The 15,619-nt window shown below is 70.0% G+C and carries 12 protein-coding genes; 1 reads left to right on the top strand and 11 read right to left on the bottom strand.

The annotated features are described in order from the left end of the window. Positions 1–81: 81 nt before the first annotated feature. From AC3E6M_RS01805 to AC3E6M_RS01780, 6 genes are all read right to left on the bottom strand, one after another. On the bottom strand, positions 82–2,664 hold the full coding sequence (locus AC3E6M_RS01805) for a family 78 glycoside hydrolase catalytic domain (RefSeq protein WP_490528895.1): 2,583 nt from the start codon (positions 2,662–2,664) through the stop codon (positions 82–84). Next, positions 2,661–3,701 (bottom strand): NAD(P)-dependent alcohol dehydrogenase, encoded by a 1,041-nt coding sequence (locus tag AC3E6M_RS01800; RefSeq protein WP_490528894.1) that lies wholly within the window; start codon positions 3,699–3,701, stop codon positions 2,661–2,663. Before AC3E6M_RS01800 ends, AC3E6M_RS01805 begins: the two co-directional genes overlap by 4 nt. After that, entirely contained in the window at positions 3,698–4,591 is an 894-nt protein-coding gene (locus AC3E6M_RS01795) for a carbohydrate ABC transporter permease (RefSeq protein ID WP_138175742.1), read from the bottom strand. Before AC3E6M_RS01795 ends, AC3E6M_RS01800 begins: the two co-directional genes overlap by 4 nt. 6 nt (positions 4,592–4,597) lie before the next feature. Beyond that, positions 4,598–5,482: a carbohydrate ABC transporter permease gene (locus AC3E6M_RS01790; RefSeq protein ID WP_138175744.1), complete on the bottom strand. Its 885-nt coding sequence runs from the start codon at positions 5,480–5,482 to the stop codon at positions 4,598–4,600. 67 nt (positions 5,483–5,549) lie between these two features. After that, positions 5,550–6,842, bottom strand: coding sequence for an ABC transporter substrate-binding protein (locus AC3E6M_RS01785; RefSeq protein ID WP_490528893.1), 1,293 nt, complete (start codon positions 6,840–6,842; stop codon positions 5,550–5,552). Positions 6,843–6,935: 93 nt separating this feature from the next. Next, positions 6,936–7,958 carry a LacI family DNA-binding transcriptional regulator gene (locus AC3E6M_RS01780; RefSeq protein ID WP_138175752.1) on the bottom strand — a complete coding sequence of 341 codons (1,023 nt, stop codon included), beginning with the start codon at positions 7,956–7,958 and terminating at the stop codon, positions 6,936–6,938. A 153-nt stretch (positions 7,959–8,111) separates the two neighbouring features. Between AC3E6M_RS01780 and AC3E6M_RS01775 the strand changes: the two genes are divergently transcribed. Beyond that, positions 8,112–9,554, top strand: coding sequence for an MFS transporter (locus tag AC3E6M_RS01775; RefSeq protein ID WP_138175748.1), 1,443 nt, complete (start codon positions 8,112–8,114; stop codon positions 9,552–9,554). Positions 9,555–9,671: 117 nt separating this feature from the next. On the opposite strand, the gene AC3E6M_RS01770 is transcribed toward AC3E6M_RS01775, so the two are convergent. From AC3E6M_RS01770 to AC3E6M_RS01750, 5 genes are all read right to left on the bottom strand, one after another. Further along, the gene (locus AC3E6M_RS01770) at positions 9,672–10,313 is read right to left on the bottom strand and encodes a hypothetical protein (RefSeq protein ID WP_490528892.1); all 642 of its coding nucleotides are present in this window, start codon (positions 10,311–10,313) and stop codon (positions 9,672–9,674) included. A 190-nt stretch (positions 10,314–10,503) separates the two neighbouring features. Continuing rightward, a complete protein-coding gene (locus AC3E6M_RS01765; protein ID WP_490528891.1) occupies positions 10,504–11,817 on the bottom strand; it encodes a dihydrolipoamide acetyltransferase family protein in 1,314 nt (437 codons plus the stop codon). A gap of 121 nt (positions 11,818–11,938) precedes the next feature. Then, the gene (locus tag AC3E6M_RS01760; protein ID WP_490528890.1) at positions 11,939–12,916 is read right to left on the bottom strand and encodes an alpha-ketoacid dehydrogenase subunit beta; all 978 of its coding nucleotides are present in this window, start codon (positions 12,914–12,916) and stop codon (positions 11,939–11,941) included. Continuing rightward, complete coding sequence (locus AC3E6M_RS01755) at positions 12,913–14,043, bottom strand: thiamine pyrophosphate-dependent dehydrogenase E1 component subunit alpha (RefSeq protein WP_490528889.1); 1,131 nt, start codon at positions 14,041–14,043, stop codon at positions 12,913–12,915. Before AC3E6M_RS01755 ends, AC3E6M_RS01760 begins: the two co-directional genes overlap by 4 nt. Positions 14,044–14,138: 95 nt before the next feature. Next, positions 14,139–15,614, bottom strand: coding sequence for a glycoside hydrolase family 43 protein (locus AC3E6M_RS01750; RefSeq protein WP_490528888.1), 1,476 nt, complete (start codon positions 15,612–15,614; stop codon positions 14,139–14,141). Positions 15,615–15,619 lie beyond the last annotated feature (5 nt).

Genomic DNA, 15,619 nt, shown 5'->3' with positions numbered 1-15,619 from the left:
GTATCGCTGACGATAATCGTTCTCAACATCAGCATCGAGGGAACGGCATCCCCGCCCGCGAAGGGAGGGGATGCCGTCCGCTCACGCGCCGACGGGCGCCGGGACCGGCGCGGCGAAGGTGTGCACGCCCGCGGCGACCTCGAACTCGCGACCGTCCGGGAGGCTGACGACACCCGTCGCACCGGTGGGCACGCGCACCTCGACGTGGAGCTGCTCGTCCTCGATGCGCCACGCGACCGCCGCGCGTCCGTACGGGGTCTCGTGCTCGGCCGCGGCGTGGGTGAGCCCGCCACCCGGTCGCGGCGCGAAGGCGATGCGACGGTAGCCGGGCTCCACCGGGGCGAGGCCCGCGACCGTGCGGTGGATCCAGTCCGCGACCGCGCCGAGGGCGAAGTGGTTGAACGAGGTCATGCCCCCGGGGTTGACCGTGCCGTCGGGCAGCAGGCTGTCCCACCGCTCCCACGTGGTCGTCCCGCCCGAGAGCACCGTGTACATCCACGACGGGCATTCCTTCTCGAGCAGCAGGTCGTAGGCGACCTCGACGTGCCCGGAACGCGTCAGCGCGTCGGTGATGAGCGGCGTTCCGGCGAAGCCGGTGGCGATGCGGTTGCCGCCGGCGCGCACCAGCTCGGCGAGGCGTGCGCCCCAGACGTCGCGCTCGGCGACATCGGAGTACAGCTCGAACTCGATCGCCAGCGCGTACGCGGTCTGCGCGTCGCTGCTGAGCAGCCCCGAGGCCGTGACGTACTCCCCGCGGAAGGCCTCGCGGACCTCCGCGGCCAGGCGCGCGTACGCGGCGGCGTCCTCGGCCCGGCCGAGCACCTCGGCGGACTTCGCCAGGTGCAGGCTGGACCACGCGAAGTACGCCGTCGCCACGAGGTAGCGGTCGGTCGTGGCATCCGCGGGGTCATGCGGAGGAGCGGCGGGGTCGAGCCAGTCGCCGAGCTGGAAACCGGTGTTCCACAGTCGGGACGGGCCGGCCAGTTGGGCGACGAGATCGACCCACTTGCGCGCCGAGTCGTACTGGTCGCGCAGGATCCGCGCGTCGCCGAACTGCCGGTAGAGGGTCCACGGCGTCAGCACCGCGACGTCGCCCCACGCGGCGCCCGGACGGATCGGCGTCCACTCCTCACCGCCCGGAATCACCGGCACGTACCAGGGAACGGTTCCGTCGGGGAGCTGCTCGACGGCGACGTCGCGCAGCCACGAGCGCAGCATCCCCGAGCAGTCGTACAGGAAGGATGCCGCCGGCGCGAAGACCTGCAGGTCACCGGTCCAGCCGAGGCGCTCGTCGCGCTGCGGGCAGTCGGTGGGGATGTCGACGAAGTTGTCGCGCATCGACCACCGCACGTTCTCGTGGAGGCGGTTCAGCAGCGGATCCGACGAGTCGAACCAGCCGGTGCGCTCCATGTCGGTGTGGTACACCCGGGCCACGATCGCGCCCGGCGCGACCTCGCCCGGCCACCCCGTGACCTCGGCGTACCGGAAGCCGTGGATGGTGAACCGCGGCTCCCACTCCTGCTCTTCGCCGTCCGCCACCAGCACGTCGGTCGCCGCGGCCCCGCGCAGCGGACGGGTGTAGAGCTCGCCGTCCTGCAGGACCTCGGCGTGCCGGAGCGTGATGATCTGCCCCTCGTCGGCCGCGACCCGCAGACGCAGACGCCCCGAGATGTTCTGGCCGAAGTCGAGGACCCACCCACCCGTCGCCGACCGCGTCACCGCGACCGGCTCGAGCTCTTCGGTGCAGCGCACCGGCGGCCCCTCGGGGGCGACGAGCGTGGAGTGATCGACGGGGAGCAGGCGCGCGGGCGTCCAGTCTGCGGCGTCGGCGGCGGCCCAATCGGCCCGCTGCAGGCGCGCGTCGTAGTGCTCGCCCTCGTAGATGCCGGTGGTCAGGATGGGGCTCGGGGCCGCCTCCCACGCGTCGTCGGTGGCGACGACCGTCCGGGTGCCGTCGGCGTGCTCGATCTCGAGCTGAGCGATCAGGCCGATGTCGCTGCCGTAGAGGTTGGGGTACCCGCCGTGGAAGCCGAGACGCCCGCGGTACCAGCCGTCCGCGAGCCACGAGCCGATCGCGTTCGCTCCCGCGCGGAGGTGCTCGGTCACGTCGTACGTGTAGTACCGCAAGCGTTGGCCGTAGACGGTCCAGCCCGGGGACAGCGCGTCGTCGCCGACCCGGCGACCGTTGATCTCGACCTCGTACAGACCGTGCGCCGAGACGTACAGGCGGGCGCGCGCGACGTCCGAGGCGACCTCGAACGACCGGCGGACGCGCGGAGGACGGCGCAGCGATTCGGGCTCCTCGGGCCACGCGGGCCCGACGACGCCGGCGATCCAGTCCTCGGCATCCAGGAGTCCGGCCTCCACGCGCGCGGCGGGAGACCACGCGGATGCCGTGTCGTCCGCGCCGAAGAGCCGGACGCGCAGCGTCGCACGCTCGCGCGACGCCAGCGGTGCGAAGGGCCAATCGACGAGCACCGACTCGGCGCTCTGCACGACGCCGGAAGTCTCGACGCCGCGTTCCGTCTCGATCTCGATCTCGTACGCGGTCTGCCGCCACCCCGCGGGGGCGTCGGTCTTCCACGACAGCCGCGGAGCGGCCACACCGATGCCGAGGGCATCGCGGAGGTGCTCGAACGTGAGGGGGGATACGTCAACGGTCATGCGGTGGTCGTCTCATCCTGCTGCGGGTGGATCATGGGCTTGAGGGCTGTGCGGTCTCCCCCGGGGAGGAGGAGCGCGGTGTGCACGTCGCCGAGCGCGTGCACGCTGGTCACGAGGCGACGCAGATTCACTCGGCCGGTCGCCGCCAGCTCGATGGCATCCGGGTACTGGTGGGCGTAGCGGAACGTGCCGGTCAGGGCGATCTCGCGCGACTGGATCACGTCCAGCGGCAGCGTCACGTCGCCGTCGGCGGACATGCCGACGAGCACCGCACGGCCGGCGGGGGCCAGGGCCGTGATTCCGGCGCGGATCGCCGACGACACCCCCGAGCACTCGATGAGCACTGTCGTGTCGCTGGGGAGCGGGTCGGTGAGCGGGTCGATGACCCGGGTGGCACCGAGCTCGGTGGCGACGCTCCGCCGCTCGGCAGAGACGTCACTGACCCGCACCTCGGCACCCGCGGCACGCGCGACCTGGAGCACGAGCAGGCCGACGGGGCCCGCGCCGCTGACGAGCACACGGTCGCCGATCCCGACCGCCGCCTTCCGGACGGCCCACAGGGCGACCGCGAGCGGCTCGATGAGCGCGGCCTCGTCGTCGTCGACGGCGTCGGGCACGTCGTGCGCGAAGTCGGAGGCGATCACGACGTGCGTCGCGAAGGCACCATCGATCGGCGGGGTCGCGAAGAAGCGCACACCGGGGCACAGGTTGTACCGACCGGCGCGGCACTGCGTGCACCGTCCGCACGGGACGCCGGGCTCGAGGGCCACGCGGGCGCCGACACGGTCGCGCGAGACGTCCGCGCCGACCTCGACGATGACACCGGATGCCTCGTGCCCGAGGACGAGCGGATCCTCGACGCGCGTGGAGCCGATACGCCCGTCGCTGTACCAGTGCACATCGGAGCCGCAGATGCCGACGGCGCGCACCTCGACGAGCACCTCGTGCGCGCCGAGGGCGGGCACGGGCCGCGTCTCGATCTCGGTCGTGTCGATCGCCGTCATCACGGCCGCACGGATCGTCGCCGGGGCGGTCATCCCTTCACCGCGCCGCTGGCTAGGCCCGCCATGATGCGCTGGTTCAGCACGAGGTAGATGGCCAGGATGCCGAAGACGTTGATGCAGATGGCGGCGAAGAGCGGCCCGTACTGCGTCGCGCCGAACTGCCCCGTGAAGTTGAGCAATCCCACCTGCACCGTGCGCAGCTGCGAGGAGTTGGTGAAGGTCAGGGCGATGAGCAGGTCGTTCCAGAAGAAGAAGAACTGCACGAGGCCGACCGTGACGATGGAGTTGCGCGCCATGGGCAGCGCGATCGAGAAGAAGGACCGGAAGATCGACGCGCCGTCCAGCGTCGAGGCCTCGAACACCTCGCGCGGGATCGCGCGGAAGTACGTCGCCATCATGAACACGGTGAGGGGCAGACCCGTCGCGGTGTACGTGATGATGAGCGGCCACAGCGAACCGGTGATCCCGGCCTGGAAGTAGACCGAGAACAACGGCAGCAGGATCATCTGACCGGGCACCATGATGCCCGCGAGGAACAGCAGCAGGATGCCGCTCCGCCCGCGGAAGACCATGACCTCGAGCACGAAGCCGGCGGCGACGCCGAGGAGCAGCATGAGGGCCAGGGCGGGGAACACCGCGACGATGCTGTTGCCGAGGTACTGGCCGATGTTGCCCGTGACCCACGCGTCGACGTAGTTCTGCAGGTTCAGTTCGCGGGGCAGCGCCCACGTGGGGGCGTTGAGGAATTCGTCCTGGCTCTTGAAGGAGTTCATCAGCAGCCACAGCAGAGGGAGCACCTCGATGGCGACCAGCAGGACGATCAGGACCGTGCCGGGGGTGCGGCGCAGGGCTCCGGCCCGCGGGGCGGGCTTGCGGCGCGTGCGGAGCCGGTCGGGGGACTGGGGAAGGGTGGCGGTGGACATGCGGGATCAGCCCTTCGTGACGTCGCGGCGAGACGACCGGAAGATGAAGACGGTCACGATCAGGCACAGGATCGTCAGCAGCAGCGCGATCGAGGCGCCGTAGCCGTATTCGCCGTAGCTGAACGAGGTCTGGAACATGTAGAGGGTCAACGGCGTCGTGGCCGTCCCCGGTCCGCCGTTGGTCAGGGCGACGATCGAGTCGAAGACCTTGAGCGTGCCGTTGATCGAGAAGATCACCGACGACAGCAGCACCGGCAGCGACAGCGGCAGCACGATGCTGCGGACCAGACGCCAGCCGTTCGCCCCGTCGAGCCGCGCCGATTCCATGATGTCGTCGGGGATGTCGAGCAGGCCCGTGTACAGCAGAACGGCGTAGAAGCCCATCGAGCGCCAGAGGTCCATGATGACCAGGACGACGATCGCGCTCACCGGGCTGCCGAACCAATCGACGGATGCCACCCCGAACACGTTCAACAGCGCGTTCACGGGGCCGGTCTGCGGCGCCACCTCGAACAGCTTCTGGAACATCAGGGCCACGGCGACCGTCGGGATGATGACGGGGAAGAAGACCAGGGTGCGCACGACGCTTCCGCGGTTGCGGAGCACGAAGACGTAGAACAGGGCGAGCAGGTACCCGAGCAGCACCTGGCCGACGGTGATGATCACGGCGTACAGCAGCGTGAACCGCAGCGCCTCACCGACGCGGGGGTCCGTGAACAAGCGCGCCAGGTTGTCGACCCCGACGAACTCGAACCCCGAGATCGCGTTGCCCTCGAAGAGCGTGTAGCCGAGCGACCACACCACCGGGATGAGCATGACGAGGGTGTAGACGATGAGTGCCGGGCCGAGCAGCAGCGCGATGGCGCGCGGATCGCCGAGGACTTTGTGCATGGGTCTTCCTTAGAGGTGGGGCGAGGGGTGGGGGCGGTGATGGCCGCCCCCACCCCCGGAGGATGCGTCAGCGCAGGTCGGCCTGCACGAGGCCCATGAAGTCCTGCGGCGAGATCGCACCGGTGATCAGCTGTGCGGCGTTCTTCTGGCTCGTCTCGGTGGCCTTGGCGCTGAAGAGCGCCTCGAACCACAGCACCGATTCCTTGGTGGACGAGATCCGATCCTGGACCAGCGCGGTCAGGTCGTCGACCTTGACGTCACCGTCGACCTTGAAGCCCGAGATCGTGGCGGCCTCGGAGAGCGACTCGGCACCGTAGTTGTTCGCGATGCAGGTCAGCCACTTGCCGGTGTTGTCGTTGTACGCCTTCGCCGACAGCGCCATCGGCAGACCGACGTTGGCCGGGGTCTGGCTCGAGTCACCGGCGCCGCCGGTGACGTTCGGGAACGGCAGGAAGCCGATGTTCTCGGAGCCGATCTGGTTCGCGGACGCGTCGGCGAAATTCGCCAGCGCCCAGCTGCCCATGTAGAAGAAGGCGGCCTTGCCGGTGAGGAAGGTGTTGAACGCGGTGTCGTAGTCGATCGAGCCGACGCCCTGACCGAAGTAGCCCGCGGTACCCAGGTCGGCGACCGCCTGGGCGGCGGCGACGTACTCGGGGTCGGTCAGCTTCGCCTCGCCGTCGGCGACCTTCTGCAGCGCGTCGGGACCGAGGTCGCGGAAGATGTAACCGCTGATGAGGCGGGTGAGGGGCCAGCCCTGCTCTCCCGAGGCCGCGAAGGGCTGGACGCCCGCGCCCTGCAGCTTCGCGGCAGCGGCGGTGAGCTCGTCCCACGACTCGGGCGCCTGGATGCCGTTGTCGCTGAGGAGCTTCTTGTTGTACCAGATGCCCTCGATGTTGTACTGGTACGGCAGGACGTTGAAGCCGCCGTAGAGCTGCTCGATGGTCGAGATCGCGGCGGGCTCGATCTTGTCGATGACACCGAGGTCGGTGAGGGTCTTGTTCAGGTCGAGCACCTGGCCGCCCTTGGCCAGTTCTTTGGTGAGCGCGGGAGCGTTGCCCGCGGCGTACTGCGTGGGGAGCGCGTTCTGGCCGGCCAGGAGCTGCAGCTTCTGGTCGAGCTGCGTCTGCGGCACGGTCTCGACCTGCAACGGCTGCGCCTCGTTCTCGGCCTTGCACTGGTCGGTGCTGAGGCTCGTGAGCAGCTCGGGGATCGTGGTGTTCTCCTGGTTGACCAGGAACGAGAACGACGACCCTCCGCCGGCGTTGCCGCCACCGGCGCATGCCGTGAGAGCCAGGACCGCGGCGGCACCGGTCGCGACGATCGCGGCGGCCCGACGTGAGCGCGTGAATGCTGTGGACACTTTTCCTCCTCGAAAACGCGCCTCGCTCATTGAAGCGCTTCAAGAGGATTATGCAAGGTCGTCACGACATCGTCAAGAACTTTTTGAAACGCTTCAGATTTCCCCGGCCACTGCTCGCGGGCGCCCGACCGTGCTCTCCCTGATCACGAGCTCGGGCTGCAGCAACGTCGTGACGTGCTCGTGCACCGGCCCGTCCTCGATCTCGGCCATGAGCAGTCGCACCGCCTCCCGCCCCATGTCCAGACCCTGCATCTGCACCGAGGTCAGCGGGATCATCCCGCCCCACGCGGCCGAGTTGTGGTCGCATCCCATGACCGCCACGTCGTGCGGCACGGCGATGCTCTGCGCGTTGAAGACCTGGATGATCGCCATGCCCAGCAGGTCGGTGACGGCGATGACCCCGTCGAGCCGGCCGGCGCGCACCTCTTCGGCCAGCTCCTCCCCCGCCCGCAGACCGCCGGGAGGGTCGAGGTTCTCGGTCGGGACCTCTTGCAGCGACACGCGCCCGCCCTCTTCGGCGACCGCGCGTCGCACACCCCGACGGCGCAGGGCCACGGGCTGCAGGTAGTCGCGTCCGCCGACGAAGGCGAGTCGCGTGCGTCCGATGTCGATGAGGTGGCGAGCAGCCAGATAGCCCACCTGCTCGTTGTCGACGAGCACCTGGCAGCAATCGCCCTTGCCCGAGTCGTAGTTGAGGACGACGGTCGGGCGGCCGTGACTGCGGATGCGGGCGACGTCGCCGCTGGCATCCTCCATCGGAGCGAGCAGGATGCCGCTGACCCGGGCTTCGTCGAAGAAATCGAGATCCGCCCGTTGCTGATCGGCGCGGTTGTCGCTGTTGGCCACGAGAACGTTCATGCCCAGCTCGGCCGCGAAGCGCTGAGCGCCACGCGCGATGTCGACGAAGAGCGAGTTGCTGATGTCGATGACGACGAGGCCGATGCTGCTCGAGCGCCCCGCCGCCAACTGCTGGGCGTTGGAATTGCGGACGAAGCCGAGCTCGGCGATCGCGCCCTGCACCTTCGCGAGGGTGGCCGGCGACACCTTCGCCGGGTGGTTGAGCACGTTCGAGACCGTCCCCAGAGCGACACCGGCGACCCGGGCGACGTCCGACATGCTCGGCGTCTGCTTCCCGTTCGGCACCCGCGCCCCCTTCGTCGACCCCGACCGTCTGTTTGGGATGCTACTGGATCGACGAGCGAGTTTGATGCGCTTCAAAACGGAGCCCCCGGGCGCGCCTCCCCCGCCCGGACGGATAACCTGGCATCGATGTCACGGGACGAGAAGGCGCGCAGAAGACTGTCCCGGAGCACCCCGCAGGGTCCCGTCGTGCTCGTCCTGGCCCTCGCGGGCCTCTGCTCGTCGTTCATGTTCACCCTCGTGGTGCCCATCCAGTCGCAGCTCCCCCAGTTGCTGAACGCCTCGCGCGACGACACCGCCTGGGTCGTCACGTCGACCCTCCTCGCCGCTGCGGTCATCACCCCGATCGCGGGTCGCCTCGGCGACATGTACGGCAAGCGGAGGATCGTGCTGGCTCTGCTGGCGGTCATGATGCTCGGCTCCGTGATCGCCGCGCTCTCCACGGGCCTCATCGGGTTGATCGTCGGTCGAGCCCTGCAGGGAGCGATCGTGGGCGTGGTGCCCCTCGGCATCTCGATCATGCGCGACGTGCTCCACGAGAACCGCGTCGACAGCGCGGTCGCGCTGATGAGCGCGACGCTGGGGGTCGGTGGCGCCCTCGGACTTCCGATCAGCGCTCTGGTGGCCGAGAACGCCGACTGGCACTGGCTGTTCTGGATCGCTGGCGGGCTGGGCGCGATCGTCTTCGCCCTCACCGTGTGGATCGTCCCGGTCAGCGTGCTGCGCACGGCCGGTCGATTCGACTACCTCGGTGCCGCCGGCCTCGCGGTCGGACTGATCGGTGTGCTGTTGGCCGTGTCGCGCGGCAACACCTGGGGCTGGACGTCGCCGCTCACCCTCGGACTGGCCGCCGGCGGCATCCTGATCCTGCTCGCCTGGGGCTGGTACGAGCTGCGCATCGACAGTCCCCTGCTCGATCTCCGCGTGGCTGCCCGTCGCCCGGTGCTGCTGACCAACCTCGCGTCGATCGCGATGGGCTTCGCGCTGTTCGCCTCGAACGTCGCTTATCCGCAGATGCTCGAGCTGCCCGTCGCCACCGGTGTCGGCCTCGGCCTGTCGCTCTTGGCCGCGAGTCTCGTCGTGATGCCGTCGGGTCTGGTCATGATGGTCCTCTCGCCGCTCTCGGGAGCGTTGGCGCGCACGATCGGACCGCGTGTGCTGCTGGTCGCCGGCGCGGTGTCGCTCATCGTCGCCTACGGGTTCAGCCTGGTTTTCTCGACCGAGGTGTGGCACTTCGTCGTGGCCAACATCCTCATCGGTTTCGGGATCGGCTTCGGCTACGCCGCCATGCCCATGCTCATCATGCGGTCGGTTCCGCCGAGCGAGACCGGCGCGTCGAACGGGCTGAACGCTCTCGCGCGCTCGCTCGGGACGAGTACCGCCGCCGCGATCGTCGGGGTCGTCCTGGCCACGCTCTCGACCGGCGAGGGCGACACCCGGGTGCCGACGGCGCAGGCCTTCAGCGTCTCGTTCGCGCTGGGCTTGGGCGCGGCCATCGTCGCGCTGGTCCTCGCGCTCCTGATTCCCACGCGTCAGACGCCGAGCGAACGGCATCCCGCGCTGCCGGAGTGACGCCCGCGTGAGAGGTCAGTTTCTGTCGCTTCGCAGCGTGGTCAGGCGACGAATATTGACCCCTCACGCGGAAGCGGCGCCACCCCGAAGGGTGACGCCGCTGAACTGCCCGCTTTATCAGCGCAGGATGCCGCCGAGGTCGAGCGCACCGTCGACCACGTCATCGACACCGGACGTGACGTCACCCACGACGTCATCCACCGAACCGGAGATGTCGTCCAGCGAGGCGCCGTTGTCGCCCGTGGAGACGTCGGCGTCACCGGTGGAGACGTCCGCGTCACCGGTCGAGACGTCCGCATCGTTGCCCGAGCCCACGGGCGCGTCGATCGGGGCCGTCACGTCGTTGCCGGAACCGAGGTCGTTGCCCGAACCGATCGGCGCCGAGGTGTCGTTGCCCGAACCGATCGGCGCCGAGGTGTCGTTACCGGAGACGACCGGGGTCTGGTTGTCCGAGGCGACGTCGCCGTTGAGCGAGTCGCTGACGAGCGGTCCCTGCACGAGGGGCCCGATGTTCGCGATCTCACCGACCGCGGTCTGGGGGCTGGCGGTGAAGTCGCCGCTCTCGATGAGGCCGCTCACCCACGTGTAGAACGGGTCGGACGCGTCAACGAACTGCGTCGCGGTCGTCGAGGCATCCGTCGCGGTGACGTTGTCGTCGGCCGATGCCGGCAGCGCGAGTCCGGCGACGGCGAGAGCCGCAGCTCCGGTGCCGGCCGCAGCGATCATGCCGATTCGGGTCTTCGTGTTGTACGTACGCATCAGGTTTCCCTTTCCGTTTCCGTCTACGGCGCTTCCGCCGCATGTGGGGTCATCCGAAGAGACCCCGGAATCGGATGGGTGAGAAACCGGCGGGATGCCGATCCGGGGCACCTCCCGCGCGCCACGATCCGCGCCCTGACGGCGATCGCGGGAAACCCTGGCAGAAACCTGGCAATGCCCGATCCGCGCCTCAGTCGAGCAGCAGCGCCGGCTCCTCCAGCACGGATGCCACGTCCGCGATGAACCGCGAAATCCCGTCGCCGTCGACGACGCGGTGATCGAAAGAGCCCGACACCGTGGTCACCCAGCGCGGGCGCACCTCGCCGTCGACGACCCACGGCTTCTGCCGGATCGCGCCGAGGGCGATGATGCCGGCCTCGCCGGGGTTGATGATCGGGGTGCCGGCATCCACGCCGAAGACGCCGATGTTCGTGATCGTGAACGTGCCGCCGGCCTGATCGGCGGGGGTCGTCTTGCCCTCGCGCGCGGTCAGGGTCAGGTCCTGCAGGGCGCGGGCGAGCTCGCGCGTGTTGAGCGCCTGCGCGTCCTTGATGTTCGGCACCAGCAGGCCCCGCGGGGTGGCGGCGGCGATGCCGAGGTTGACGTAGTGGCGCACGCGGATCTGCGCGCCGTCCTCGGTGTCGACCCACGTCGCGTTGACCATCGGCGTCCGGCGCAGCGCCCAGATCACGGCGCGCGCCATGATCAGCAGCGGGGAGATCTTCACATCGGCGAAGTCGGGTGACGCCTTGAGCCGCTTGACCAGCTCCATCGTGCGCGAGGCGTCGACGTCGACCCAGATCGAGACGTGCGGCGCCGAGTACGCGCTCGAGGTCATGGCGTTGGCGGTGGCCTTGCGGACGCCGCGGACGGGGATGGACTCCTCGCGCGCGTCGTCGACGGGCGCCGGTGCGGCCGGAGCCGGGACGGGGATCGTCTCCTCGCGCACGGCACCCCACTCGGGCGTCTCGATGTTGCGGAAGACGCTCGCCTGCTCGGCGTGCTTCACCACGTCATCGCGCGTGACCTCGCCGGCTTGACCGCTCGGGGTCACCGTCGCCAGGTCGACGCCGAGGTCGCGGGCGAGCTTGCGGATCGGGGGCTTGGCGACGACACCGACGGATGCCGTGACCGGGCGCTCCACCGGCTTCCGCCGCCGCGACGACACCGCGCCACCCGTGCCGTACCCGACCAGGACGGCGCCGCCCGGGTCGTCGGCCTCGGGGACCGTGGTCGGTGCCGCGGGCGCGGGGGGCGTGGCATCCACCGATCCGATCGTGATGATCGGGGCGCCGACCTCGACCGTGGCCCCCTCGGTCGCGAGCAACTCGCCCACGGTTCCGGAGAAGGGCGAGGGGAGTTCGACCAACGACTTGGCCGTCTCGATCTCGACGAGGACGTCGTTGACGGCCACTTCGTCGCCCGGCGCGACGCGCCACTGGACGATCTCGGCCTCGGTGAGTCCTTCACCGACATCGGGGAGGACGAAAGTCTGCTCGGTCACGGTGTGTCCTTTGCTCGCGAGACAGCATCTCACTGACGAGACGGCGGCGGAATGCCGCTGTCTCGTCAGGGGGCTGCAGTCTCGCGGTCCACGGGGGCGGGGAGGGGAGGGGCGGGAGGGGTCAGTAGGCCAGCGAGCGGTCGACGGCCTCGAGGATGCGGTCGGCGTCGGGCAAGTAGGTGCCCTCGAGCTTCGCGGGCGGGAACGGCACGTCGAAGCCCGACACGCGCAGCACCGGGGCCTCGAGGGCGAAGAACGCCTTCTCCATGACGGTCGCGGCGATCTCGGAACCGAGGGAGGTGAAGCCCGGCGCCTCCTGCGCGTAGACCATGCGGCCGGTACGGCGCACCGAGTCGAGCAGCGGACCGTAGTCGACCGGCGACAGCGAACGCAGATCGATGACCTCGCAGCTCGTGCCCTCGCTCTCGGCGAGCGCCGCGGCCTGCAACAGCGTCGTGACCATCGCGCCGTGGCCGACGAGGGTCACGTCGGTGCCGCGGCGGACGACGCGGCTGGCGTGCAGCGGCAGCGCCGGGGCTTCGGTGTCGACCTCGCCCTTCTGCCAGTACTTCGCCTTCGGCTCGAGGAAGACGACGGGGTCGGGCGACTCGATCGCCTGCTGGATCATCCAATACGCGTCGTTCGCCGTCGACGGGCTCACGACCCGCAAGCCCGGGGTGTGCGTGAAGTACGCCTCGGGGCTCTCCTGGTGGTGCTCGATCGCGCCGATGTGCCCGCCGTAGGGAATGCGGATGACGACGGGCATCTGCAGCGCACCCTCGTGGCGGTTCGTGATCTTCGCCAGTTGCGAGGTGATCTGGTCGAACGCCGGGAACACGAACCCGTCGAACTGGATCTCGAGGACGGGACGGAAGCCCCCCATCGCGAGACCGATCGCGGTGCCGACGATGCCGGACTCCGCCAGCGGCGAGTCGATGACGCGGCGCGGCCCGAAGTCCTTCTGCAGGCCCTCGGTGACGCGGAAGACGCCGCCGAGCGGACCGATGTCCTCGCCCATGAGCAGGACGCGGTCGTTCGTCTCGAGCGAGCGACGGAGGCCGGCGTTGAGGGCACGGCTGATCGGCATGTTCTCGGTCATTCCGCTCCCCCTTCCATCGACGCCTCGTAGTCGTCGAGCCAGCGCTGCTCCTCGGTGATGAGCGCGTGGGCCTCGGAGTAGACGCTGTCGAACATGTGCGACCGCGGCAGCCCGCCCAGCTCGTTCGTGCGCACACGGACGTCGTCGGCGAGCGCGTGGCCCTCGGCATCCGCGTCGTCGAAGAACTGCTGCGACGCACCGCGGGCCTCGAGGTAGGTGCGGAGGCGGGCGATCGGGTCGCGCCCGGCCCACGCCTCCTCCTCGGCGGACGTGCGGTACTTCGTCGGGTCGTCGCTCGTGGTGTGCGCGCCGCGGCGGTAGGTCATCGCCTCGATCGCGCGGGGGCCACCACCGGCGCGAGCCTCGTCGAGCGCGAGCTTCGACACCGCGTAGCTCGCGAGCACGTCGTTGCCGTCGACCTGAATCGACGGGATGCCATAGCCCGCCGCGCGCTGGTACAGCGGGGTGCGGGACTGCGTGGCGACGGGCACCGAGATGGCCCACTGGTTGTTCTGCAGGAAGAACACCTCGGGCGTCTGGAAGCTCGCGGCGAACACCATCGACTCGTGCACGTCGCCCTGGCTGGACGCGCCGTCGCCGTAGTAGACGATCACGGCTTCGTCGCGCTCGGGGTCTCCGGTGCCGCACTTGCCGTCGAACACGAGCCCCATGCCGAGGCCGGTGGCGTGCAGCGTCTGGGCGCCGAGGACGAGCGTGTAGATGTGGGTGTTGCCGTTCTTCGGGTCGGACGGATCCCACCCGCCGTGCGTGAGCCCGCGCATGAGCCGGATGATGTCGAGCGGGTCGACGCCGCGGATGCGGGTGACCACGTGCTCGCGGTACGAGGGGAAGATGTGGTCCTGCGGCCGGGCGGCGCGAGCCGAGCCGACCTGCGCGGCCTCCTGGCCGAACGACGGCGGCCAGAGGGCCAGTTGCCCCTGGCGCTGCAGGTTGGTCGCTTGCACGTCGAACGCGCGGATCGAGACCATGTCGCGGTAGAAGGTCTCGAGTTCCGCGTCGGTGAGGGCCTCGATCACGGGCAGATAGCGCTCGGCCTCAGGAGTGGGCGTGAGCGTGCCGTCGGCCGCCAGAACGCGCACGAGAGCCGGGTCGTCGAGCGGGGTCATGTACCCACGCTAACGCTCGCGTCATGCCCCGCACCGCATGAGGTGCACAACGGATGCCGCGTTTCGGCATGGGTTTCCGACAACGCACGTCGACCTTACTCGTCGCCGAGCGGGACGTAGCGCACCTCGACCACGCGCGCCGGGGTCGGGCCGAGCGCCCGCAGCCCGAGGGTGCGGCCGGTGAACCCGCCCGCCACCTCGGTCGAGAGGTAGCGGCCGTCGAGCGTCGCCAGCCACCGTTCGCCGTCGTCGTCGACCAGGCCGAACCGCACGTCGTCGGGGCCGTCGCGGGTGGCATCCACCGCCTCGACGACGAGCGTCACGACGTCGCCCGTCGCGCGAGCGGAACCCACGGATGCCTCGAGCGGACCGATACGCGCCCGCACCTCGGCCGCGTCGCCGTCGAGCGTGATCTCGTACCAGTGCTGATCGTCGAGCCGGACCCGCAATGCCACCGGGGCCGACGCATCGACCCGCACCTCGTACCGCCAGCGCAGGTCACGCGCGCGCACCGAGAGTGCGGCGGGAGTCGGACGGGAATCCAGCGCGACACCGCCGTCGGGGTGCGGGCTGACGAACGCGGCGAGCGCCGCGCCGGGCGACACCCAGCGCGGGTCCAACTCGGCGGAGGAGAAATCGTCGGCGAACGCCGTATCCGGACGCGCGGGCAACACGTCGTCGGTGTGCACCACCGGCCAGCCGTCCACCCACTCGACGCGGGCGAGGAACGTCTCGCGCCCGTTCACGTGGAACCCGGGCGTGAAGCCGCGCGGGCGCACGCCGAGGTACACCATCGCCCAATCCCCGTCGGGGCGCTCGACGAGGTCGGCGTGGCCGGTGTTCTGTACGGGGAAGCCCGTGCTGCGGCGGCTGAACAGCGGGGTGGAAGGCGCGAGCTCGAACGGTCCGTCGATCGACCGCGAGCGGGCGACGCACACCGCGTGCCCGCGTTCGGTGCCGCCCTCGGCGGTGAGCAGGTACCACCACTCCCCTCGGCGATACAGGTGCGGCCCCTCGGGGTGGGCGAGCCCGCTCCCCCGCCAGATCTCGCGAGGTCCGTCGAGCAGGATGCCGCGATCGAGGTCGATCCGCGCCTGCGCGATGACGGGGAGCGAACCGCCCTCGGGCCGCAGCGCCTCGTCGAGCGCGCAGTACGTCAGGACGCACGTGCCGTCGGCGTCCCACGCCAGGTCGGGGTCGATGCCCCCGAGCCCCGGGAGCACGATCGGGTCCGACCACGGTCCCGCCGGATCGGGCGCGGTGACGACGAACTGCTCGCCGCCGCGCTCGACGTTCGTGCCGACGACGAAGAACAGTCCGTCGCGGTGGCGGATGGTCGGCGCGTAGATCCCGCGGCTCGCCGCCGAGACTCCGGCGGGGAACTGGCTCTCCCGCGTCAGCACGTTGCCGAGCTGCGTCCACGTCCGCAGGTCACGGCTGTGCCAGATCGGGATGCCGGGCGCGTACTCGAACGAGGAGTTGACGAGGTAGTAGTCCTCGCCGACGCGGCACACCGACGGGTCGGGGAAGAAACCCGGGATGACCGGGGTGGTCGCGGCATCCCGAGTCATCGTGC

This window comes from Microbacterium sp. SCPM-O-B-15248 (M128) (assembly GCF_058214835.1).
The sequence above is the reverse complement of the archived record's forward strand: the minus strand, read 5'-3'. Positions and strand labels throughout refer to the sequence as shown.